At 38.2% G+C, this 22,617-nt stretch carries 19 protein-coding genes; all 19 read left to right on the top strand.

What is annotated here, in order from left to right:
* Positions 1–26 precede the first annotated feature (26 nt).
* Entirely contained in the window at positions 27–1,688 is a 1,662-nt protein-coding gene (gene recN, locus Bovatus_RS06815; protein WP_004297026.1) for a DNA repair protein RecN, read from the top strand.
* A 48-nt stretch (positions 1,689–1,736) separates the two neighbouring features.
* Positions 1,737–2,480 (top strand): 23S rRNA (guanosine(2251)-2'-O)-methyltransferase RlmB, encoded by a 744-nt coding sequence (gene rlmB / locus Bovatus_RS06810; RefSeq protein ID WP_004297025.1) that lies wholly within the window; start codon positions 1,737–1,739, stop codon positions 2,478–2,480.
* Between the two features lies 1 nt (position 2,481).
* Positions 2,482–4,188, top strand: a complete 1,707-nt coding sequence (locus tag Bovatus_RS06805; RefSeq protein WP_009000042.1) for a serine protease — start codon at positions 2,482–2,484, stop codon at positions 4,186–4,188.
* Positions 4,189–4,548: 360 nt separating this feature from the next.
* Positions 4,549–5,493, top strand: coding sequence for a tyrosine-type recombinase/integrase (locus Bovatus_RS06800; protein WP_052587871.1), 945 nt, complete (start codon positions 4,549–4,551; stop codon positions 5,491–5,493).
* A gap of 357 nt (positions 5,494–5,850) precedes the next feature.
* Positions 5,851–6,447, top strand: a complete 597-nt coding sequence (locus tag Bovatus_RS06795) for a UpxY family transcription antiterminator (RefSeq protein WP_004297022.1) — start codon at positions 5,851–5,853, stop codon at positions 6,445–6,447.
* Positions 6,425–8,839, top strand: a complete 2,415-nt coding sequence (locus Bovatus_RS06790) for an SLBB domain-containing protein (RefSeq protein ID WP_004297021.1) — start codon at positions 6,425–6,427, stop codon at positions 8,837–8,839. Before Bovatus_RS06795 ends, Bovatus_RS06790 begins: the two co-directional genes overlap by 23 nt.
* A gap of 12 nt (positions 8,840–8,851) precedes the next feature.
* Positions 8,852–9,982 carry a chain-length determining protein gene (locus Bovatus_RS06785; protein WP_004297020.1) on the top strand — a complete coding sequence of 377 codons (1,131 nt, stop codon included), beginning with the start codon at positions 8,852–8,854 and terminating at the stop codon, positions 9,980–9,982.
* A 24-nt stretch (positions 9,983–10,006) separates the two neighbouring features.
* Positions 10,007–11,413 carry an undecaprenyl-phosphate glucose phosphotransferase gene (locus tag Bovatus_RS06780; protein WP_059365513.1) on the top strand — a complete coding sequence of 469 codons (1,407 nt, stop codon included), beginning with the start codon at positions 10,007–10,009 and terminating at the stop codon, positions 11,411–11,413.
* Positions 11,414–11,551: 138 nt separating this feature from the next.
* The gene (locus tag Bovatus_RS06775; protein ID WP_004297017.1) at positions 11,552–11,845 is read left to right on the top strand and encodes an acyl carrier protein; all 294 of its coding nucleotides are present in this window, start codon (positions 11,552–11,554) and stop codon (positions 11,843–11,845) included.
* Complete coding sequence (locus tag Bovatus_RS06770) at positions 11,845–12,543, top strand: SDR family NAD(P)-dependent oxidoreductase (RefSeq protein WP_004297016.1); 699 nt, start codon at positions 11,845–11,847, stop codon at positions 12,541–12,543. The genes Bovatus_RS06775 and Bovatus_RS06770 overlap by 1 nt, the downstream gene beginning before the upstream one ends.
* A 19-nt stretch (positions 12,544–12,562) precedes the next feature.
* On the top strand, positions 12,563–13,900 hold the full coding sequence (locus tag Bovatus_RS06765; RefSeq protein ID WP_052587870.1) for an ANL family adenylate-forming protein: 1,338 nt from the start codon (positions 12,563–12,565) through the stop codon (positions 13,898–13,900).
* 4 nt (positions 13,901–13,904) lie between these two features.
* Entirely contained in the window at positions 13,905–14,552 is a 648-nt protein-coding gene (locus Bovatus_RS25790; protein ID WP_004297014.1) for an acyltransferase, read from the top strand.
* 142 nt (positions 14,553–14,694) lie between these two features.
* Positions 14,695–16,242 (top strand): MATE family efflux transporter, encoded by a 1,548-nt coding sequence (locus tag Bovatus_RS06755; protein ID WP_004297013.1) that lies wholly within the window; start codon positions 14,695–14,697, stop codon positions 16,240–16,242.
* An 87-nt stretch (positions 16,243–16,329) separates the two neighbouring features.
* Entirely contained in the window at positions 16,330–17,334 is a 1,005-nt protein-coding gene (locus Bovatus_RS06750) for a glycosyltransferase family 10 domain-containing protein (RefSeq protein WP_004297012.1), read from the top strand.
* A gap of 107 nt (positions 17,335–17,441) precedes the next feature.
* Positions 17,442–17,810, top strand: coding sequence for a hypothetical protein (locus tag Bovatus_RS06745; RefSeq protein ID WP_170834904.1), 369 nt, complete (start codon positions 17,442–17,444; stop codon positions 17,808–17,810).
* 1 nt (position 17,811) lies between these two features.
* The gene (gene tnpB, locus Bovatus_RS06740; RefSeq protein WP_004297053.1) at positions 17,812–18,156 is read left to right on the top strand and encodes an IS66 family insertion sequence element accessory protein TnpB; all 345 of its coding nucleotides are present in this window, start codon (positions 17,812–17,814) and stop codon (positions 18,154–18,156) included.
* A gap of 88 nt (positions 18,157–18,244) precedes the next feature.
* Entirely contained in the window at positions 18,245–20,023 is a 1,779-nt protein-coding gene (tnpC, locus tag Bovatus_RS06735) for an IS66 family transposase (RefSeq protein ID WP_004300191.1), read from the top strand.
* Between the two features lie 87 nt (positions 20,024–20,110).
* Positions 20,111–21,217 carry a polysaccharide pyruvyl transferase family protein gene (locus Bovatus_RS06730; protein WP_081015846.1) on the top strand — a complete coding sequence of 369 codons (1,107 nt, stop codon included), beginning with the start codon at positions 20,111–20,113 and terminating at the stop codon, positions 21,215–21,217.
* Positions 21,217–22,386 (top strand): Coenzyme F420 hydrogenase/dehydrogenase, beta subunit C-terminal domain, encoded by a 1,170-nt coding sequence (locus tag Bovatus_RS06725; protein ID WP_070275893.1) that lies wholly within the window; start codon positions 21,217–21,219, stop codon positions 22,384–22,386. Before Bovatus_RS06730 ends, Bovatus_RS06725 begins: the two co-directional genes overlap by 1 nt.
* The last annotated feature ends 231 nt before the right edge of the window (positions 22,387–22,617 follow it).

The following is a 22,617-nucleotide window of genomic DNA, read 5'->3' as shown; positions in this document are numbered from 1 at the left end:
TTTTTAATCTTTAATTAAAATAGAAGGTGTTACGTTCACTATACATTCAGAATTACGCATTGATAGAAAAACTGGATATCAGTTTTGAAACAGGCTTTTCCGTTATAACAGGTGAAACGGGAGCCGGAAAATCAATTATTCTGGGAGCTATCGGACTCCTGTTAGGACAGCGTGCCGATGTGAAAGCGATTCGCCACGGAGCTTCCAAATGTATCATAGAGGCACGTTTCGATATATCTGCCTATGGTATGCGTCCGTTTTTCGAAGAAAACGAGTTGGAATATGATGAAGAGTGCATTTTGCGTCGTGAAGTGCAGTCTTCCGGTAAGAGCCGGGCATTCATCAACGATACTCCTGCTTCGTTGGCACAAGTGAAAGAGCTGGGCGAACAGCTGATAGATGTACATTCGCAACATCAGAATCTGCTGCTTAATAAAGAAGGATTTCAGTTGAATGTGCTTGATATTCTGGCGCATAATGACGCTGCATTGGCGAAATATCATCTGTGTTATGACGAATGGAAACAGACAGATCGCGAACTCGCTGAATTAGTGTCACTGGCAGAGAAAAGTCGCTCCGATGAAGATTATATCCGCTTCCAACTCGAACAGCTCGAAGAAGCCTGTTTGGTGGAAGGCGAACAGGAAGAACTGGAGCAGGAAGCTGAAACATTAAGTCATGCAGAAGAGATAAAAGCCGGACTTTACCGGGTGGAGCAGTCGTTTGCTTCGGATGAAGGTGGCTTGCTTTCTTATCTGAAAGACAGTCTGAATACACTGAATAATCTGCAAAGAGTATATCAGCCGGCCAAGGAACTTACCGAACGTATGGAGAGCGCTTATATCGAACTGAAAGATATTTCGCACGAAGTCTCTTTACAAAGTGACTCCGTTGAATTCAATCCGGTTCGTCTGGACGAAGTGAATGAACGGTTGAATCTGATTTATTCCTTACAGCAGAAACATCGGGTACAAACCCTTGATGAATTGATAGCGCTAACGGATGAATACCGCAGCAAATTGTCGGACATCACTTCCTATGATGAGCGTATCGCCGAACTGACTGCTCGCAAAGAGGAACAATATAAACAAGTGAAACAACAGGCAGAAGTGCTGACCAAAGCCCGTACGAAAGCTGCTCGTGAAGTAGAAAAACAGCTGGCTGCCCGGTTGATTCCATTAGGAATGCCGAATGTTCGTTTCCAGATAGAAATGGGACTGAAGAAAGAGCCGGGATTGCAAGGAGAGGATACAGTCAACTTCCTGTTTTCCGCCAATAAGAACGGTACCTTGCAGAATATCTCTTCCGTAGCTTCAGGAGGCGAAATTGCCCGTGTCATGCTTTCTATCAAGGCAATGATTGCCGGAGCCGTCAAGCTGCCGACTATCGTATTTGATGAAATAGATACTGGAGTCTCCGGTGAAATAGCCGACCGTATGGCGGACATGATGCAGGAGATGGGCGATCGCAACCGTCAGGTAATCAGTATCACCCACCTGCCGCAGATTGCTGCCCGTGGGCGTGCTCATTATAAGGTATACAAGAAAGATAGCGATACGGAAACCAACAGCCATATCCGCCGTCTCACTGACGAAGAACGGGTAGAGGAAATAGCTCACATGCTTAGTGGTGCCACTCTGACCGAAGCTGCCCTTAGCAATGCCAAATCCCTGCTTGCCCGCAACTGATAAATAGTGAATAGTAAATAGTAAATAGTAAAATAGAAAATCAACCAGATGTTAGATAAAAGTGAAATGATTTTCGGCGTTCGTGCCGTGATAGAAGCCCTTCAGGCTGGAAAAGAGATAGATAAGATCCTCGTGAAGAAAGATATTCAAAGTGATCTTTCCAAGGAGCTTTTTGCAGCTTTGAAAGGTACGCTGATACCTGTTCAGCGTGTTCCGGTAGAGCGTATCAACCGTATTACCCGGAAAAATCATCAGGGAGTGATCGCCTTCATTTCTTCTGTGACTTATCAGAAAGCGGAGGATCTTGTTCCTTTCTTGTTTGAGCAAGGAAAAAATCCGTTTTTTGTTATGCTCGACGGAGTGACTGATGTACGCAATTTCGGGGCGATTGCACGTACCTGCGAATGTGCAGCTGTCGATGCTGTGATTATTCCTGTCCGGGGTAGTGCGTCGGTCAATGCTGATGCCGTGAAAACATCGGCAGGAGCACTACATACTCTTCCGGTATGCCGTGAACAGAACCTTCGTTCGACTCTGCAATATCTGAAAGACAGTGGTTTCCGCATTGTGGCTGCTACCGAAAAAGGAGATTATGACTATACCAAGGCCGATTATACAGGTCCCCTCTGCATCATAATGGGAGCGGAGGATACAGGAGTTTCTTATGAAAACCTTGCCCTCTGTGATGAATGGGTGAAAATTCCGATGCTGGGCACTATCGAATCCTTGAATGTCTCTGTAGCTGCCGGTATCTTGATTTACGAAGCTGTGAAACAAAGAAACAATGACTGATATGAAGAAGATTTTAATTCTACCTTTGCTGCTTTTCTTTCTGGTACAAGGAAGCATGGCACAAACCCCAAAATGGGTAGAGAAGGCAAAACGTGCAGTCTTCTCAATAGTGACTTATGACAAGAATGATAAAATGCTGAATACGGGAAACGGATTCTTTGTGTCCGAAGACGGATTGGCTTTATCAGATTATACTCTTTTTAAAGGAGCTGAACGTGCGGTAGTGATTACTTCCGAAGGCAAGCAGATGCCGGTCAGCCTGATACTTGGAGCGAATGATATGTATGATGTCATTAAGTTCCGTGTGGCTATCACCGAGAAGAAAGTGCCTGCGCTGATTGTTGCCAAAACAGCCCCGGTGGCAGGAGCCGAAGCATGGATGCTTCCTTATTCTACGCAGAAAAGTATTGCTTGTGTTAATGGTAAGGTGAAAGATGTTTCCAAAGTAGCCGGAGAATACCATTATTATACATTGAGCATGCATATGAAAGATAAGATGGTGAGCTGTCCGGTGATGAATGCGGAAGGTCAGGTATTTGGTATTGCGCAGAAATCATCCGGTATCGATACGGTGACTACTTGCTATGCGGCGGGAGCAGCTTTTGCCATGTCGCAGAAAATCAGTGCTCTTTCTTTGGGAGACGCTGCCTTGAAAAGCATTGGTATCCGGAAAGGTTTGCCCGAAACGGAAGATCAGGCATTAGTATATCTGTTCATGGCCTCTTCGAGCCTTTCGGGCGAGGACTATGAAAAGCTGTTGGATGACTTCATCCGTCAGTTCCCTGCCAATGCAGATGGTTATCTCCGTCGTGCCAATTATTATGCATCTAAAGGTAAAGACGACCAGACTTGGTATGATAAAGCCGTTGCCGACTTTAATCAGGCTCTGAAAGTAGCCCAGAAGAAAGATGATGTATATTATAATATAGGTAAGCTAATGTATGCTTATCAATTATCGAAGCCGGAGAAAACTTACAAAGACTGGACGTATGATACCGCTTTGAAGAATGTCCGTCAGGCAATCGCTATTGATCCGCTGCCAATTTACACTCAAATGGAAGGTGATATACTGTTTGCCCAACAAGACTATGCCGGTGCTTTGGCTGCTTATGAAAAGGTAAATGCCAGCAATATTGCTTCTCCGGCCACTTTCTTTAGTGCTGCCAAAACGAAGGAACTGCTGAAAGGGGATCCGAAAGAAGTGGTGGCCTTAATGGATAGCTGTATTGCCCGTTGCCCGCAACCAATTACAGCCGACTTTGCTCCATACTTGTTGGAACGTGCGCAGATGAATATGAATGCCGACCAGGCAAGAAATGCAATGCTCGATTATGATGCTTACCATACGGCAGTCAAGGGAGAAGTGAACGACGTGTTCTATTATTATCGCGAACAGGCAGCTTTGAAAGCCCGTCAGTTTCAACGCGCTTTAGACGATATTGCCAAGGCCATCGAGATGAATCCGACAGACCTCACCTATCAGGCAGAGCATGCAGTTATAAACCTCCGTGTAGGACGGTATGAAGAAGCTATTCAGATTTTGAATAATATATTGAAGACTGATCCCAAATATGGTGAGGCTTACCGTTTATTGGGACTTTGCCAGATACAGCTGAAGAAGACAGATGAAGCTTGCGGCAACTTTAAGAAAGCGAAAGAATTGGGTGATCCGAATGCAGATGAATTGATAACCAAATACTGCAAGTAAAAAGATCATCTTCTTGAAGATAAAAAAAATGAATCCCTGCCAACTCGAAAATTGGCAGGGATTCCTCGTTTTTGGGGACGTTGTATAAAAAACTCTCTCTCTTTTTATTTTTCCCCACTTCACTTGTTAAGCTCAGGTTGTAGGTTTTAATGATATATGGTTTGATTTCTCTTTTTTTCCTCTTTTATAAGTTAAATGCACGGTTATTGAAAATACTGCATGGCTTCACTTATTTTTTTTAGAAATAATTCGAAATTCTATCTAAAACAGTAAGTAAATTTAAAATTGTGGTTCATTTTATCTATAATCTTACTATATTCCGCACGTTTTTAATAACACGTATGAGATAAGTTATAATTTATGGAAAAAAATCGATTTACTATTTGTGCAAACAATTACATCGATTGTTTGCGACAAGAGGGTCGTTATTCTACGGCCCATGTGTATAAACACGCTATTCGTTCTTTTTCGCAGTTTTGTGGAACTCAATCCATCACGTTTAGTAAGATAAACCGTGAAACTCTAAAGAGGTATAGCAACTATCTGATGGCTTCCCGTTTGAAGCCCAATACGATTTCTACGTATATGCGTATGTTGCGTAGTATCTACAATCGTGGTGTCGATATGCATCAGGCTCCTTATGTACATGGTTTGTTCCGGGATGTTTTTACCGGGGTGGACACACGTCAGAAGAAAGCTATCCCGATCGGCGAACTTCACATGCTATTAAACAAAGATCCTCAATCGGAAAAGCTTCGTCGGACGCAGGCCATTGCCAATCTGTTATTTCAGTTTTGTGGAATGCCTTTTTCTGATTTAGCCCATTTGGAAAAGTCTAATCTGGAACGGGGGCTTTTGAAGTATAATCGTACCAAGACCGGTACTCCTATGAGCATAGAAGTACTGGAGTCAGCGCAGAATGCAATTGGGGGATTGTATAATAAATCTGACGCCCGGAGTTCTGGCTATCCAGATTATCTTTTCCGGATATTAAGCGGAGCGTACAAGCGGAATGAAGAAGGAGCCTATCGTGAGTATCAGTCAGCTTTGAGACGTTTTAATAATGAGTTGAAAAGCCTGTCCAGAAAATTAAGGCTACATTCGCCCGTCACGTCGTATACGCTTCGTCATTCTTGGGCTACGACTGCTAAGTACAGAGGTGTACCTATCGAAATGATTAGCGAATCACTGGGACACAAATCTATTAAAACAACACAGATATATTTAAAGGGTTTTGAATTGGAAGAAAGAACAAAAGTAAATAAATTGAATTATTCTTACGTTTGCAATTTCAAAACGCTCTGATTGATATTATTAAAGCATTATGGATTAGGGACTTGATGCTGGTGTTACTTCTTAGGTAACGGAATTATATTCGCTACAAAGATAGGTAAAAATATTAATAGCAAACAAACAATAAACTTCTTTTTTTCCTTTTTCTCTAAAATATGCAACATGAATCTATCTGAACATGAAGGATAACATCTTCATGCTCAAAGGCTTTTTATTACCTAAATTCAAGAATGTTTTATATTGAATGTTAGGTGCCCACTTTTATATTCCCTCATAATCGATTTTTTTCCTTTTTTCACAGCGATGTGTATTCTATATGTGTGTTGTCCGTTACCTAAGAAGTAACGGATGAACATGGGGTAAAAAAATATGATTTTAACGAAACCGAAATCAGTAAATGCCGGGCCTAGTAGTGGGACAGGGGAAGGCGTAGCACACTCAAAACGCTGGTATGTAGCACTCGTTCGAATGCACCACGAGAAGAAAGTTGCCGAGCGTTTATCTAAGATGGGAATTGATTCTTTTGTTCCCGTTCAGCAGCAAATTCATCAATGGAGTGACCGTCGTAAGATGGTTGATACAGTCTTACTCCCAATGATGGTTTTTGTACATGTCAATCCAAAAGAACGTATGGAAGTCCTTTCATTTTCTACGGTCAGCCGTTATATGGTGATGCGTGGAGAGAGCACTCCTGCCGTTATTCCTGACGAGCAGATGGCCCGTTTCCGTTTCATGCTCGATTATTCCGAAGAAGCAGTCTGTATGAATGATACTCCACTAGCGCGTGGTGAGAAAGTTCGTGTCATAAAAGGTCCTTTGAGTGGACTTGTTGGCGAACTTGTGACTGTAGGCGGGAAGAGTAAGATTGCCGTTCGTTTAAATATGCTTGGCTGTGCTTGTGTAGATATGCCAATCGGTTATGTAGAATCCACAAAAATCACCAATGACAACACGAAGAAAATTTAACGTATTTCTATTCATTCTGTTGCTGGGAGTTTTTTCTCCTTTAATGGCTCAAAGCATGAGCGACTCCCAAGTTCTTGAATATGTAAAGGATGGCATCCGCCAGGGTAAAGAACAGAAACAACTAGCTTCTGAACTGGCACGTAGAGGTGTGACCAAAGAACAGGCAACTCGTGTGAAGCAACTATATGAACAACAAAACAATGTTAATGCTTCCAATGCAACGGGTACCGATGTCAATGAATCACGCCTTCGTGAGGAAATGAAAGAAAACACTTCCGATATGCTGGAAGACCATCCGAGCACTCAAGACCTCGCACGTGGCAATCAGGTTTTCGGACGAAATATTTTCAACACCCGTAACCTGACTTTTGAACCGAGCGTCAACATCGCCACTCCTTTAAATTATCGTCTTGGTCCCGGTGATGAAGTGATTATCGACATCTGGGGAGCCAGCCAGAACACTATCCGCCAACATATTTCTCCTGACGGCACGATCAACATTCAGAAAATTGGTCCTGTCAACCTGAACGGACTAACTATTGCTGAAGCCAATGACTATCTCAAAAAGACATTAAACAAGATATATAATGGTCTTAATAATGCGAATGATCCCACCTCTGACATCCGTCTGACTTTGGGCAGCATACGTACTATCCAGATCAATGTAATGGGTGAGGTTGTCCAACCGGGTACTTACTCCCTCTCTTCTTTTGCCACAGTTTTCCATGCACTTTACCGTGCGGGTGGAGTCAGTGACATAGGAAGCCTTCGCAATGTCCAGCTGGTACGTAACGGCAAAAATATCGCCACGATCGATGTCTACCAATTTATCATGAAAGGAAACATTCAGGATGACATCCGGCTTCAGGAAGGGGATGTAGTAATAGTCCCCGCCTATGACGTATTGGTTAAGATCGACGGAAAAGTGAAACGCCCAATGCGTTTCGAAATGAAAAAGGATGAAAGCCTATCCACTCTTATCAGCTATGCCGGTGGCTTTGAAGCTGACGCCTATACCCGTTCCTTACGTGTCGTACGCCAGAATGGACAGGAATATGAAGTAAACACAGTCAAAGACCTTGACTATAGTGTCTATAAAATGCGAAACGGTGATGTTGTGACCGCCGAAGCCATCCTTAACCGCTTCATCAACAAACTTGAAATCCGTGGAGCCGTTTATCGTCCCGGCATCTACCAGTTGAATGGAAAACTGAATACAGTCCGTGAACTGGTAAACGAAGCTCAAGGCCTGACCGGTGATGCCTTCTTGAACCGTGCCGTTCTCTACCGCCAGCGTGAGGACTTGACTACCGAAGTTGTTCCAGTAGACATTAAAGCTATCATGGACGGTACTTCCCAAAACATCATCCTGATGAAAAACGATATCCTTTATATTCCTAGTATTCATGACCTGGAAGACAGAGGCAACGTCGTAATCCATGGTGAAGTAGCCAAACCTGATTCTTATCCTTATGCGGATAACATGACCCTTGAAGACTTGATCATTCAAGCAGGTGGATTGCGTGAAGCCGCTTCTGTAGTCCGTGTAGATGTATCCCGTAGGATTAAGAATCCTCGTAGTACAGTGGATAACGATACTATCGGTCAGATATATACATTCTCCCTAAAAGAAGGTTTTATTGTAGATGGAACTCCCGGCTTTGTCCTTCAACCTTATGATGAAGTTTATGTACGTCGTAGTCCGGGTTATCAGGCTCAACAGAATGTGATTGTTGAAGGTGAAATTCTGTTCGGAGGCTCTTATGCAATGACCAGTCGTGAAGAACGTCTTTCGGACTTGATCAATAAAGCTGGAGGTGCAACGAATTATGCCTACTTACGTGGTGCCAAATTGACTCGTGTCGCCAATGCAAGTGAAAAGAAACGCATGGGTGATGTGATCCGCTTGATGAGCAGACAGTTGGGTGAGGTTATGATGGATTCTTTGGGGGTTCGTGTAGAAGACCATTTTACAGTCGGCATTGATTTGGAAAAGGCACTTGCGAATCCTGGAAGTACAGCAGATATTGTCTTGCGTGAAGGTGATGTAATTTCTATTCCGAAAAACAATAATACGGTTACAATCAATGGCGCTGTGATGGTTCCGAATACGGTTTCTTATATGGAAGGAAAGAATATAGATTATTACCTGAATCAAGCAGGAGGTTATTCTGAAAATGCGAAGAAGAGTAAGAAATTCATCGTTTATATGAATGGTCAGGTAACTAAAGTGAAAGGTAGTGGTAAGAAGCAAATTGAACCGGGTTGCGAGATAATTATACCAAGTAAAGCTAAGAAGAAGACTAATATGGGTAATATTCTAGGTTACGCTACTACATTCAGCACATTAGGAGTGATGGTTGCTTCTATAGCTAATTTAATAAAAAAATAACGAATACTTCTTATGGCTACTCTGCTAGAAGAAGAACTTGGAAAAGAAATGAAACAGAGACAGAATAACCATACGGATGAAGAGATAGAAATTAGTCTGATGGATATTTTTCGTAAGATTATTGCTATTCGTAAAGCAATCTATAAGGCTGCTGGCATAGGTTTGGTGATTGGTATTATCATTGCAATAAGTATTCCTAAAAAGTATACGGTTGAAGTAACTCTTTCTCCAGAGATGGGTAATGTTAAAGGTGGTGGCTTGTCAGGGTTAGCGGCCTCTTTCTTGGGGAGTGGGGCTACTATGAGTGAAGGTACTGATGCTTTGAATGCTTCTTTGTCTGCCGATATAGTATCTTCTACTCCTTTTTTATTGGAACTTTCTACAATGAAAATACCTGTGTCGAAAGATGAAAATATGACTTTGAATACTTATTTAGATGAAGAATCATCTCCTTGGTGGAACTATATAATCGGATTTCCGAGTATGGTAATTGGGGGAATAAAGTCTTTGTTTACCGAAAAAGATGATGAATCAATGGCTTTTAGTGGAGTCCATCAAGGTACAATTGAGTTATCTAAAAAAGAGTTGAAGCGGATTGGTATGTTGAAAAAAAAGATTACTGCTACTGTAGATAAGAATACATATATGACTTCCGTAACTGTGACTTTACAAAATCCTAGAGTAGCTGCTGTAGTTGCTGATTCTGTTGTGAAGAAGTTGCAGGAGTATATCATAGGCTATCGTACTTCCAAAGCAAAAGAGGATTGTATCTATTTGGAGAAACTATTCAAGGAACGTCAACAAGAGTACTATACTGCCCAGAAAAAATATGCTGATTATCTGGATTCTCATGATAATATCATATTGCAGAGTGTCCGAACAGAACAGGAAAGGTTACAGAGCGATATGGGTTTGGCCTATCAAATGTACAGTCAGGTGGCAAGCCAACTTCAGGTTGCCAGAGCTAAAATTCAGGAGGAAAAGCCTGTATTTGCTGTCCTAGAACCTGCAGTAGTTCCATTGCTACCTTCGGGAATCAGTAAAAAAATATATGTTTTGGCTTTTGTCTTTTTATCTGTATGTATTGTCATATCTTGGAATTTATTCGGAAAAGATTTCTTGAGTGAGTTTAAAAATATGTAGATTTAAAGTCATTAGTGGAGTGATATGGCATCAACTAATCAAATAAATAAAGTAGTAGAACTCATTGTAGTTTTAGGAGATCTGATCATTCTGAATTTTTGTTTGTTCCAGCTCCTTTCCTTTTGGGAAAAAATATTCATATATTCACCTTTTTCTTGTACTGCTTCTTTGATGATGACTTCACTTAGTCTCTGTTATTTAGCTTGTTCTGCATCTCGCGGAAAAGCTTGGAGTAGTAGAGAAATTCGTGCGGATCAGCTTGTTTTGCGTGTATTTAAGAATATAATAGCATTTTCTGTCTTTTGGGCATGTATTATGACTTTTAGTGGAATTTCTATTCTTTCTCCTCTCTTTTTTGTTAATTATTTTTTTATTCTCTTTGTCGTTTTATGTATTTATCGTATTATTATTCGTCGTTCATTGATTGGTTATTGCGCTAAAGGTAAGCATAAACGTTGTGCTGTTTTTATAGGTGGAGGCAATAATATGCAGATGTTATATGAGGAAATGGAAAGTTCTTTGGCATCTATTTATGAAGTCGTAGGCTATTTCGATATTTGTCCTAATGATACTCTTTCGTCTCAATGTCCTTATTTGGGCAGTCCTGACAGTTTTGCCGATTTTATGTCTGTGAAAACAGGAATAAAGCACGTTTTCTGTTCATTATCAATGGATCAGGGACGTTATAATTTTTCCATAATGAATTATTGTGAGAATCATTTGCTTTATTTTCATGGTGTTCCTAATGTATGTAAAGGGTTCCCTCGGCGTATCTGGCACAGTATGGTTGGTAATATGCCAATTCTGAATTTGCGATATGAACCTTTAAGTAAAATGGAAAACCGTGTACTAAAACGGATATTTGATATTGTATTATCAGGAATTTTCCTGATTACTATTTTTCCTTTTATTTACTTTATTGTGGGAAGTATTATAAAATTGACTTCTCCTGGTCCTATATTCTTTAAACAAATGCGAACTGGTTTAAATGGAGTGGAATTCAAATGTTATAAATTTCGCTCTATGAAGGTAAATGAGGAAGCTGATAGTAAACAGGCAACGGCTAATGATCCTCGAAAGACTCGATTTGGGGACTTTCTCCGACGTTCTAATCTTGATGAACTTCCACAGTTTATTAATGTTTTTAAGGGGGATATGTCAATAGTGGGACCCCGTCCTCATATGTTGGCTCATACAGAAACTTATGCACGACTGATTGATAAATATATGGTACGGCATTTTATAAAACCTGGAGTAACTGGATGGGCACAAACGCATGGATTCCGTGGTGAGACTAAAGAATTGTCACAAATGGAAGGACGAGTTAAGGCTGATATTTGGTATATGGAGCATTGGACAATATTGCTTGATTTATATATCATTTACAAGACTATAGCAAATGTGATTATGGGAGAGAAGAATGCATACTAGGAAACGTTTGTAAAATGTTTTGTTTGTATTACATAATATTAGAGGAAGATAGTCTGTTAAATGTTAGTAAGTTATAGAACATGATGAATAGTATTGGATTAATGGGATATTTTTATTATAATATAAATTCAAAAAAATATGGATAAAAATCAAATTAACTACATTGTAATCAATGTCATTCAAGAGTATTGCGCTACAAATGGTTTGGTAATAAAAGACTTGGATAAAGATACACCTCTTATTGGTAGTGCTCGTATTCTCGATTCTATGGGACTTGTAAATATCGTTGTGGATATTGAAACGGCTTTCCTAGATGAAGATATAGAAATTTCACTGACTTCCGAAACGGCAATGTCTGGTCGTATAAGCCCTTTTCGAACAATTGGATCATTGTGTAACTTTATTGCTCGCCAATTGGGCTTGGAAGAATAATGAATCGAGTTATAATTATTACTGGAACTAGGAAAGGAATTGGATATTTCCTAGCAGAGAAATATTTAAACGAGGGTGACATTGTATATGGGTGTAGTCGTCGTGAATGTGAAATCAACCATGAAAATTATCATCATACCCGTCTTGATGTTTCAGATGAACCTGCTGTGATAGCTTTTGTTCGTAATGTTTACAAAGAACAAAAACGAATTGATATACTGATTAATAATGCTGGAATAGCCTCAATGAATCATATTCTGTTGACCCCAAAAACGACTGCAGAGAGGGTATTTAATACAAATTTTATGGGTACATTTTTAATGTCCCGTGAGTGTGCGAAGTTCATGATAAGACAGAAAAATGGTCGTATCGTAAATTATTCAACAGTAGCTGTTGCACTTAATTTACAAGGAGAACTGGTTTATTCTTCATCAAAGGCTGCAATAGAACAGTTAACTAGAGTGCTTGCTGGTGAAATTGGTGAAAGTGGCGTAACTGTTAACACTATTGGTCCCACTCCGATTGATACTGATTTAATCAAAAATGTTCCAGAAAATAAAATTGAAGAACTGAAAAGTCGTCAATGTATCAAGCGACTTGGGAATTTTGAGGATGTTAAAAATGTCGTAGATTTTTTTATTCGTCCTGAGAGTGAATTTATAACAGGGCAAATAATTTATTTAGGTGGCGTATTTTAATTGTAAAAAAGAGTTTGTTATGAATTGGTTGGTTGAAAAGATGAAAGAAGATGGTAGTAAGAATGCTATTATTTTCAAAGGAAAGGAATATACTTATGAAGCACTTGTGGAACAAATTGAGGATTATTATATAATAATTAGTAAACAAATCAATCGAGGGGAAATTGTTTCAATAATTTCGGATTATAGTTTTCAGTCTATTGCGCTTTTTTTGGCATTGTATGAGAATCGAAATATCATTGTGCCAATTACTACAAAGATTAATCAAGAGATAGTCGACCGAATTCGTGTCGCAAATAGTGATTATCGTATTGAAATAGATGATAAGCTCAATATATATAAAACAACAGAGAAAACCGAAGATCATCCTCTTGTGATAAGGCTTCAGGAGTATCATCATTCAGGTCTTATTCTTTTTAGTAGCGGTTCTACAGGAGCACCAAAAGCGATGATTCACAATCTCGATAATTTGGTTGACTCATATAAAGGGAAACGTGGCAAGAACATTGTATTTTTGATTTTCTTAATGTTTGATCATATCGGTGGACTTAACTCTTTGTTAAATTGTCTTTCGATGGGTGTAACAATGGTCTTCCCTGAACATCGAGAACCGGAACATGTCGCGGAATTGATAGAAAAATATAAGGTTAACATTCTTCCGGCATCCCCAACATTCCTAAATTTAATGTTGATAAGTGAATCAAATTCAGGCTATAATATGAGTTCTCTACGGATGATTACCTACGGGACGGAGCCAATGCCCGATAGTTTACTATTAAAATTAAAAACAGCTTTTCCTCGTGTTAAGTTTCTTCAAACTTTTGGGACGAGTGAAACAGGTATTAGTCAAACTACAAGTAGATCATCTGATAGTACATTTTTAAAAATAGATGATCCAAATACTGAAATAAAAATAGTCAAAGGTGAACTATGGATTCGTAGTAAAACTCAAGTCATGGGATATCTAAATTCATCAATGGAACGATTTACCGAGGATGGATGGTTTAAGACAGGAGATTTGGTAGAAGAAGCAAGTGATGGTTATATAAAAATAGTTGGACGTAGCAAAGAGTTAATCAATGTTGGTGGAGAGAAAGTTTTGCCTTCTGAAGTAGAGTCAGTATTATTTCAAATACCGAATTTAGTAGATTGTATTGTTTATGGTGAAAAAAACTTTATTACAGGAATGATAGTAGTTGCAAAAGTTCTTTTTAAGGAGCCATTGAAGCCTTCAGAGGCAAAAAAGCAAATAGTACAGTTTTGTAATGGTAAACTTGATAGATATAAAATTCCTGCTAAAGTAATTTTAATGACCGAATCGGAGTATTCTGAAAGATTTAAGAAGAAAAGATTGTAAGTCTATGCTTAAAAAAATTATAGGAAAATGGAATGCAATCATTAGAGGGTTGAGAATCCTTAATTATGAATATTTTTCGACACGTAATGATTGTTTGGGGAAATGTGGAGTAAACTCACATTATTTGCCTCCTACTCTTTTGGGTAAAAGAGAGAATATTTTTTTGCATGATTATGCATATATTGATTACCGTAGTGTTTTGTATATTACTGGTGGTAAATTGGTAATAAAAGAAAATTCTATTGTTGCTGAAGGGTTAACTGCTATAACAGGTCAACATCAATCGAAAATAGGGGAAGTATTTGGTAAAGCTGGGAACAGTAATTTATTAGAGAAAGATATTATAGTAGAGGAGGATGTCTGGATTGGTGCTGGTGTTATGTTGTTATCAGGTGCACATATTGGTCGTGGTGCTATAATTGGTGCAGGGACAGTTGTACGAGACCAAAATATTCCACCATATAGTATTGTGGTTGGTAATCCTGCTAAGATTATTGGCTTTAGATTTACTGTTGAGGAAACATTGGAACATGAAAAGCTTATTTATGATGAACAAAATCGTTTGCCAGAGAAGAAATTACAAACCAATTACAAATATTATTATGAGAGCAGGATTGGACAAATTATGAATTATTTGGCTTTGCGTTTATGAAGCATATTATGTTATGATTGTCAGAAATCTAGTTTTACTTTCCATATCGAATTATATTACTAATAATGAAAGAAATCCAATGTTAATAAATCTTGCTATTTTTAGACATTGTTGATCGATGAGTGAATTTTACAATTAGAATATGAGCCGTAATCCCAATAAAATAGTTAAAAATACATTTTTTCTTTATGGAAAGATGTGTATTACTATATTTTTTACACTTTATACCACTCGCTTAGTTCTGAAATCATTAGGAGTCGTGGATTATGGTATCTTTGGAGTGATTGGTGGGGCAGTTAATATGCTTGGCTTTTTGTCTGCGTCTATGGCGGCTACTACTCAACGATTTATGAGTTATTCAGAAGGATCTGGTAATTTTGAAGATAAAAAACAGGTGTTTAATGTAAGTATGATGTTGCATTTTATTATTGCTGTTTGTGCGTGTATATTGCTTTGTTCCTTTTCATATCTATTTTTTGATAAGATAATAAATATTCCTATTGAAAGGCTGTATGCAGCAAAAGTGGTTTATTATTCTATGGTGTTTAGTGTAGTAATTACAGTATTATCTGTGCCATATGATGCTGTAATTAATTCTCATGAAAATATGTTATACTATTCAATAGTGGGTATAATAGATTCTTTTGGAAAGCTAACAATCGCGGTTTATATTACAACATTTGTATCTGGAGATAAATTGATTGTATACGGTATTTTAATGGCGGCATTATCTATTGCTGTTATGATGGCTATGCAAATATATTGCCATAAGCATTATCCTGAATGTGTTTTTAAGCCAGTAACATATTTTTCGAAGAAAAAAATGAAACAGATGGCATCTTTTGCATCATGGAAACTATCCACACAGTTTACAAGTATGGTAGGAAATTATGGTGCGGGTTTATTAATGAACCATTATTTTGGAGCAGTCATTAATGCAGCAATATCAATAGCAAGTCAAGTGATATCTCAGTTACAAGCATTCTCGAATAATATGATTAAAGCTGTTAATCCTGTTATTGTAAAATCTGAAGGGGAGAATAATAGAGAAAATATGCTTCAGGTTTCAATGTATAGTTGTAAATATTCTTTTTTGATATTCGCTCTTTTTGCTGCTCCTGCATTGGTATGTCTTGATAAATTGTTAGTATGGTGGTTAGTAAATGTACCACAGTGGGCTTACCTCATGACATTAGTTGGGATTCTTAGAACTTTGAATGAGTGCTTATTACTTCCTTTAGAGACAAGTATTGGTGCTACAGGAAAAATAAAAGGAAACAGCTTCTACAGTTCATTAATCAACATGTTTCCCTTGCTTCTATTAATCTTATTATTTTATATGGGGTATTCTCCTATGGCATATATTGTTGTTTCATTCTTTGTATGGGGAATAATATATGAACTAAAAACTGTATATTTTGCAAGAAAAATATGTCGATTAAATATCAGAACATTTTTTAATGGATATGTAAAAAGACCATATATAACGTTTTTGTTTTCCGTTGCTTTAGGGGTATTAGTCCGTTCTTTATTGGGGAATAGCACATTAAGTATTTGTATTACAATAATTATCGTTTTAATAGTTTTCATATTTTGTGTTTGGTTCTTTGTAATGGAAATGATAGAAAAGGAATATGTGAAAAATATGGTAAAATATTTTTATTGCAAGATAAATAGAGAATATAAGTGAGAAATGATTTATACAATAATGAAACAATAACAATAAACTTTCAGAATTAATTTGTTTTTAAGCAAAAGAAACAGTTATAATATTATTATGATAAAAATTTATATTCCTGGACCATTTTCTATTCCTATTTGGCGTCAATTCCCTGATTCTAAGCGGTGTATATGGGGAAATTGTGAATTTTATTTTGAAGAACCTAAAGAATATGATTATCTTGTTGTATGGGGACTTGAAAAAGAATTACCAACATTGTGTCCAAAAGAAAAAAGATTGTGCTTTTTGGGAGAGCCGCCGTATGTGAAACGATATCCTAAAGCGTTTCGAGAACAATTTGGTTATGTTTTTGGATGCCAGCCTAAGATGATTAACAAAGGCCTTATGCGAAGATTAATGCCTACTCTTGCTTGGATGGCAGGTTGTAAAATAGGAGCTAATGTCTTTAAAGATGATCCTGATACATTTATGTCCTATCAGGATTTTAAACACTATGAAGCGAAAGAATCTCGATTAGATAAAGTATGTTTCATAACGTCAAATAAAAAGTTTACTAAGGGACATCGAGATAGAGTAAATTTTGCTAATAAAATATTAAAGAATCATATTGATTTTATTGATGTATATGGCAATGGTTATAATCCTGTTGATGACAAATTGGAAGTGATGTCTAAATATAAATATGTGCTGGCTATTGAAAATGGGCAATGTATGGATTATTGGACAGAAAAATTGGCAGATTCTTATTTAGCGGGTTGTTATCCTATATATTATGGTTGTCCAAATATTAGCGATTATTTTAAGCAGGATAGTATGCTGAAAGTTGATATAAGAGACTATGAAAAAACGATAAGCGCTATTAAAAAAATAATAGATCAGGATCTCTTTTCAGCATCTAAAGAAGCTGTCTCTGTAGCAAGAAATTTGGTATTGGATAAATACAATATGTTCAATCTCATTGCAAATGAGGTTAATAAAATAGACTCATATAGCTCTGTGATTGAAAAAATGTCGTTACCGGAAACAATATACCCAATGAAGTACACTTTAAAAGATTTGTTTTTGTGTAAATTGGCGAGATTGTTTAATATAACATTATAGATAGAACTTAAATTTTTATTATGTCGATTGTAACCATTCTATTTTCCGCCTTGACATAAGTTGTTAGCCGCCATATCTTTGCGCCGTAACCTTTAACAAGAATGATTATGGCAAAAGAAAAAGTAAACTATCAGGAGGTATATGACCTCTACCAGTTATGCAGCGAGACCAAAGATCTTCGAGAGTTCTGTGCTGATTATGGTGTAAATTACGACAAGTTCATGAACTGGCAGCGTCACCAGTTGTGGAGTGAGAAGTTAGGCAAGACAGTCCAGGTTGAGCAGCCCAAGGTTGCCAAAGTCCAGATAACCGGGAAACCATGCAATAGTCCAACTGTGAAGTTGGACGTGAAACATCCTGAAGGTGAACCACCAATAAAATGGATCAAGTTACAGCTGGCGTCTGGCGCAACACTGTTCCTGAGAAACACCACCGTTCTTGATTTGAGCCTGTTGCTTAATAAAATGATAGGATGATATGCTTGGACTGAGTGCTAACCTTAACTATTACCTGTTTAACGGTAATGTTGATTTGCGGAAAGGCATTTTCCGTCTGTGTGAGAGTATAAGGGAAGAAATGTCCCTTGACCCGAGCGATGCGTCCAATGTATATATGTTCATGTCCCGGAACCGAAAGGTTGTGAAGATACTTCATTACGAACGCGGTTTTTATGTGCTTTACGAAAAACGTCCTGTTATGGGCAAATTCAAGAAACCTGTATTTGATGAAGTCTCCAGGTGCTACCGGATACAGTGGTCGGACATGGCTTATCTTACGGAAAGCATTGTAGTTGACAAGATGTACGTTAGTCCGAAAGGCTAATATTAACATACTGATTATCAACAGGATAGTATAAAAAATAAACGGTAAAAAGTTTGCGTAAGTGCCTGATTTTTCGTACCTTTATATCATGATTGATGAAAGAGCATACGAGTTACTTTGCTGCCAGCTGGGTCTGGCGAATGAGGAAAAGGCAGGTCTTCGCAAACAGAATAAAGAATTGATTGCGAGGCTTGAGTCTATTGAAGAATCCAACAGGGAGAACTCTAAAAATCTGATAGATACCATCAATGATCTCAAAGATACCATCGAAAAGCAGTCAACCACGGTTGAACATTACAGGAAAGAAATGGAACTTATGAGAAAGCAGCTTGAAGCAAAGGATGAGGTGAACAGGATGCTGGCAAACGAGATCTCCAATCTCAGACTTCAGCTTGAGGACAGCAGGAAACACCGTTTCGGCCGTACTTCCGAGCAAAGAAGGCTGTTGAACAACCGTAATCTCGACAAGTCCGCTCTGGAACAATCCGAGTATGACGGTTCTGACAGGAAGGATGATAATAATAAGACCGATGATAACGAAACCGGCAGCAATACCTCTTCCGGCAACATACCTGCCCAGAACAGCAAACCTTCAAGGAGAAAGGAAACCGCACCACGTGCCGGGAAAACAAAATTGAAAGTTGACAAGGTGGTAGTACATGAAGTGGACGAGTATTACACGCTTCCAGAAGGGGGACGGTTTATGAACCGCAACGGTATGCCTGATGTGTGGGAATACAGGGTCATAGAACATGTAAGGGCTTATAACGTGGAGCATGTTTACAAGGTGGCAAGGGTAAAGCTTGCGGACGGCACTTTCACAAGCACCATGGAACATCCGCTGAAAAACCTTGGAGGTATCTTCTCTCCTGAACTGCTTGCCCGTCTGCTTTGTCTGAAATATGACTTCAGCATGCCTGAGAACAGACAGATAAGACTGCTTGCAAGAGAGGGTATCCACATAAGCAATACCACGCTGAACAGCTATATCCATAACGGAATCGCCAAACTAAGGGAGTTCATGGAAGATGTCTTCAAGGAGTTTGTACAGAGAGCTAATTACCTTATGGTTGATGAGACTACTGAGCTTGTTGGAGTGGAAACAAAGGAAGGTAAGGCTTACAGGAGAAAGTACTTATGGGCTTTCTTTGCCAAGCATATTAAGATGGTCTATTATCACTATAATAACGGCAGCAGGTCGTCCGATGCGGCAAAATCATTCCTGGAATATTTTATGGGAACCATATCCACTGACGGATATACGGTTTACAGGATGTTTGACGGAGACGACTCAAAGGTGCTTCATATAGGATGCTGGACGCATTGTAGAAGGTTGTGGGTTGATGCCCTGCCTTCAGACAGAACAGCGATGGACATAATAGATCCTATCGGTGAGATGTTCAGAAATGAAGACCTGTTCCGTATGATGAAACTCAGCGGTGAGCAGATTAAGGAAAGAAGGCTTAAGCTAACAGGACCGATTCTTGAACGTATCCATCATAAGGTGGTCATTATGATGCAGGATGCGAAGATTATGGCTAACGAACTGATGAGAAAGGCCGTGAACTATACGATAAACCAGTGGAAATCCTTGAGAAATATCCTCAAGGACGGTTCAGCAGAAATCTCGAACAACCTCTGTGAGCAAAGGATGAAACCTGTAAAGCTGCTGCTCAAGAACTGTATGAACGTTGGCAGTGAGGATGCGGCAGAAAACTCTGCATTCACCTTCTCTCTGATAGAAAGCTGTAAGTTGAACGGCATAGACCCTCAGAATTACCTGAAACACTTGTTTGAATGTATTCTTCATGGTAAGGACTGCGACAAGAAGGCTCTTCTGCCATGTTTCTATAAACCGGAATGTTAAAACAAAAATATTTTCTTACGGGCATTTTTATTTTATCGGCTGAAAGACAGCCGATAAAATTGGCGTGGCGGAAAATAGTATGGTTACATGTCGATTCAGAAAAGAATATCAATTTTAACATTGCATGATGTGCCTAATTATGGTTCTGTTCTTCAAACATTTGCAACTCAAGAAATTTTTAAGAGACTGGGATTGATTACTAATATTATTGATTATAGACGTCTTTCTTCTGTTAGTTTGTGGAAAAGAGTCCAGATGGCAACCAGGAATGACAGTCTAGCTAAAAAGGCAATAAAATCGATACTATATTTCTTTTATTTATGGCGTCAGGATAAAGTTTTTGGACAGTTTCGTAATGATAATATTTCTTCTCGAGGTCCTGTGTTAAATTGTGAGGATGATTTTGATAAATTACAGATAGATGCGGATATTTATTGTACCGGCAGTGATCAGACATGGAATAGTGGATGGTATGGGAGAATTTTGAAATCATATTTTTTGACTTTTTGCCCGGATAATATTAAAAAGATATCATACGCAGCCAGTTTTGGAAAAACATCTTTGGAAGATTCTGAAAAAGAAGAAATACGAAAATATTTATTAAGATATGCTGCTATTTCACTACGTGAAGAAAGTGGGGTGAAAATCATAGAGGAGTTGGGTATTTCAGGATCTGTTCATGTTTTGGATCCTACATTACAATTAGATGCTGCTTTTTGGCATAGGTATATACGAAAGCCTTCCGAAGAACATTATGTATTGGTTTATCAATTGAATAAACATCCTTGGTTTAATGACTTTGCAGAATCTTTCGCCCGCCAAAAAGGTTTGAAGTTGATTCGTTTTGGTGCTAATGTCCATCAGATATTTAAAAGCGGAAAATTGCTTTTCTTGCCAGAACCATTTGATTTTCCATCTTATATTGCTTTTGCAGATTATGTGATAACTGATTCTTTTCATGCTACGGCATTTAGTCTTAATCTCAATACAACCCCAATTTGTATTTATCCTGATCGTTTTTCAGGTCGTATAGAAGACTTATTGAAATTAACTAATCTCGAACGGCTACATGTAATAAACTCTGAAGATTGGCGTGTAATGGGGAACGATCCTATCAATTGGGAAGAAGTGAATGCTATTTTTGCGAGATACAGAAGAATAGGGGATGACTTTCTTTATAGAGCTATTGAATAATGGAGAATATAACAGAATTTTGTACAGGATGTAGAACATGTGAACAAGTATGTCCGAAGTCTTGCATTTCAATGAAATTTTCGTCTGAAGGGTTTCTTGAGCCTTTTATCGATTTAGATCAGTGTGTGGATTGTGGATTATGCCAAAGACGTTGTCCACAAAATAATTTGAAAGTTTACCCACTATCCGAAAAGGTTTTTGCTGTAAAATCTAAAAATGATAAAGAGCTTTATAAAAGTGCATCAGGAGGAGCATTTGCAGCATTGGCACGATATTTTTTGGAACAAAATGGAGTATGTGTTGGAGCATCTTATTATAAAGGATGGAATGTTGGGCATAAAATTATTAGGAGCTTGGATGATCTCCCTTCGCTTCAAAGTTCAAAATATGTTCAAAGCGATACATTGCATACTTATTCAGAGGTTCGTTGTCTTTTAAGTCAAGGGATTAAAGTGTTATATAGTGGTACACCATGTCAAATCGCAGGATTGAACTCTTTTTTAGGAAATGTAGACAAATCTAATCTGTTGACTATTGATCTGATATGCCACGGGGTTCCTAGTATTAAACTTTTCAAAAGTTATATTCAATGGCTCGAGCATAGATATGGAGAGCCGATAATTGATTTTAATTTTCGTGATAAAAGTTCGGGCTGGGGATTAAATGTTAAAATAAAAACGAAAACAAAAACAAAAACGAGAAGTTGTGTCATAGACCCTTATTATTATCATTTTCTTAAAGGTGATACATATCGTGAATGTTGTTACCGTTGTTCGTATAGCAGACCAGAGCGTGTAGGAGATGTAACAATTGGTGATTTTTGGGGTATAGAGTCGATACTTCCTGATTTTTTTTCAAAGAAAGGAGTATCCTGTCTTATTTTAAACACTCCTAATGTCATGGCACTTATACCTATGTTTAAGAGTCTGTTTGATATGGAAGAAGTGTCATTAAATGATGTAATGAAATTCCAGAGAAACTTGGTTGCCCCCACACCAAGGCCCGATATGCGTGATATAATATATAAGCGTTTAGATGAAAAAGATTTGGAGTCGTTCTTTAAAACGGTTCTGACATATCCTCTTAATGTTAAGTCGGAGCTTATAGCAATATTACCTGAATGGATGAAGAAAGTTTTACGTAAAATGCTTTCTGCTGTCATGCGCTAATAGTTAGTATTATTTTCTTTATATCTCCTTATATTCATAAATTCGTTAATTTGTTGAGCAAAAAAATGTTTAAGAACTTGATTGGAACTTTGTTGTATTCCATCATCATGCTTCTAGTCACTTTTATATTGAATTAATAAGGAGATACTTGTTGGATGCTGTTTTTGATAAGATGACTGATTGGGTGTGTAATATTGTTGGAAAAAGATGTTGTCTTTTCGAGAGAAAATA

It is taken from the genome of Bacteroides ovatus, assembly GCF_001314995.1.
Lineage (GTDB): Bacteria > Bacteroidota > Bacteroidia > Bacteroidales > Bacteroidaceae > Bacteroides > Bacteroides ovatus.
This window is presented reverse-complemented; position numbering and strand designations above follow the sequence as displayed.

What these genes read in the sequence shown, in the direction of transcription:
- Bovatus_RS06770 (WP_004297016.1), top strand. Translation starts at nt 11,845, where the DNA reads ATGAATCGAGTTATAATTATTACTGGAACTAGGAAAGGAATTGGATAT.
- Bovatus_RS06730 (WP_081015846.1), top strand. Translation starts at nt 20,111, where the DNA reads ATGTCGATTCAGAAAAGAATATCAATTTTAACATTGCATGATGTGCCT.
- Bovatus_RS06805 (WP_009000042.1), top strand. Translation starts at nt 2,482, where the DNA reads ATGAAGAAGATTTTAATTCTACCTTTGCTGCTTTTCTTTCTGGTACAA.
- Bovatus_RS06800 (WP_052587871.1), top strand. Translation starts at nt 4,549, where the DNA reads ATGGAAAAAAATCGATTTACTATTTGTGCAAACAATTACATCGATTGT.
- tnpC (WP_004300191.1), top strand. Translation starts at nt 18,245, where the DNA reads ATGATTGATGAAAGAGCATACGAGTTACTTTGCTGCCAGCTGGGTCTG.
- Bovatus_RS06755 (WP_004297013.1), top strand. Translation starts at nt 14,695, where the DNA reads ATGAGCCGTAATCCCAATAAAATAGTTAAAAATACATTTTTTCTTTAT.
- rlmB (WP_004297025.1), top strand. Translation starts at nt 1,737, where the DNA reads ATGTTAGATAAAAGTGAAATGATTTTCGGCGTTCGTGCCGTGATAGAA.
- Bovatus_RS06790 (WP_004297021.1), top strand. Translation starts at nt 6,425, where the DNA reads ATGACAACACGAAGAAAATTTAACGTATTTCTATTCATTCTGTTGCTG.
- Bovatus_RS06785 (WP_004297020.1), top strand. Translation starts at nt 8,852, where the DNA reads ATGGCTACTCTGCTAGAAGAAGAACTTGGAAAAGAAATGAAACAGAGA.
- Bovatus_RS06780 (WP_059365513.1), top strand. Translation starts at nt 10,007, where the DNA reads ATGGCATCAACTAATCAAATAAATAAAGTAGTAGAACTCATTGTAGTT.
- Bovatus_RS06775 (WP_004297017.1), top strand. Translation starts at nt 11,552, where the DNA reads ATGGATAAAAATCAAATTAACTACATTGTAATCAATGTCATTCAAGAG.
- Bovatus_RS06795 (WP_004297022.1), top strand. Translation starts at nt 5,851, where the DNA reads ATGATTTTAACGAAACCGAAATCAGTAAATGCCGGGCCTAGTAGTGGG.
- Bovatus_RS06745 (WP_170834904.1), top strand. Translation starts at nt 17,442, where the DNA reads ATGGCAAAAGAAAAAGTAAACTATCAGGAGGTATATGACCTCTACCAG.
- Bovatus_RS06725 (WP_070275893.1), top strand. Translation starts at nt 21,217, where the DNA reads ATGGAGAATATAACAGAATTTTGTACAGGATGTAGAACATGTGAACAA.
- tnpB (WP_004297053.1), top strand. Translation starts at nt 17,812, where the DNA reads ATGCTTGGACTGAGTGCTAACCTTAACTATTACCTGTTTAACGGTAAT.
- Bovatus_RS25790 (WP_004297014.1), top strand. Translation starts at nt 13,905, where the DNA reads ATGCTTAAAAAAATTATAGGAAAATGGAATGCAATCATTAGAGGGTTG.
- Bovatus_RS06750 (WP_004297012.1), top strand. Translation starts at nt 16,330, where the DNA reads ATGATAAAAATTTATATTCCTGGACCATTTTCTATTCCTATTTGGCGT.
- Bovatus_RS06765 (WP_052587870.1), top strand. Translation starts at nt 12,563, where the DNA reads ATGAATTGGTTGGTTGAAAAGATGAAAGAAGATGGTAGTAAGAATGCT.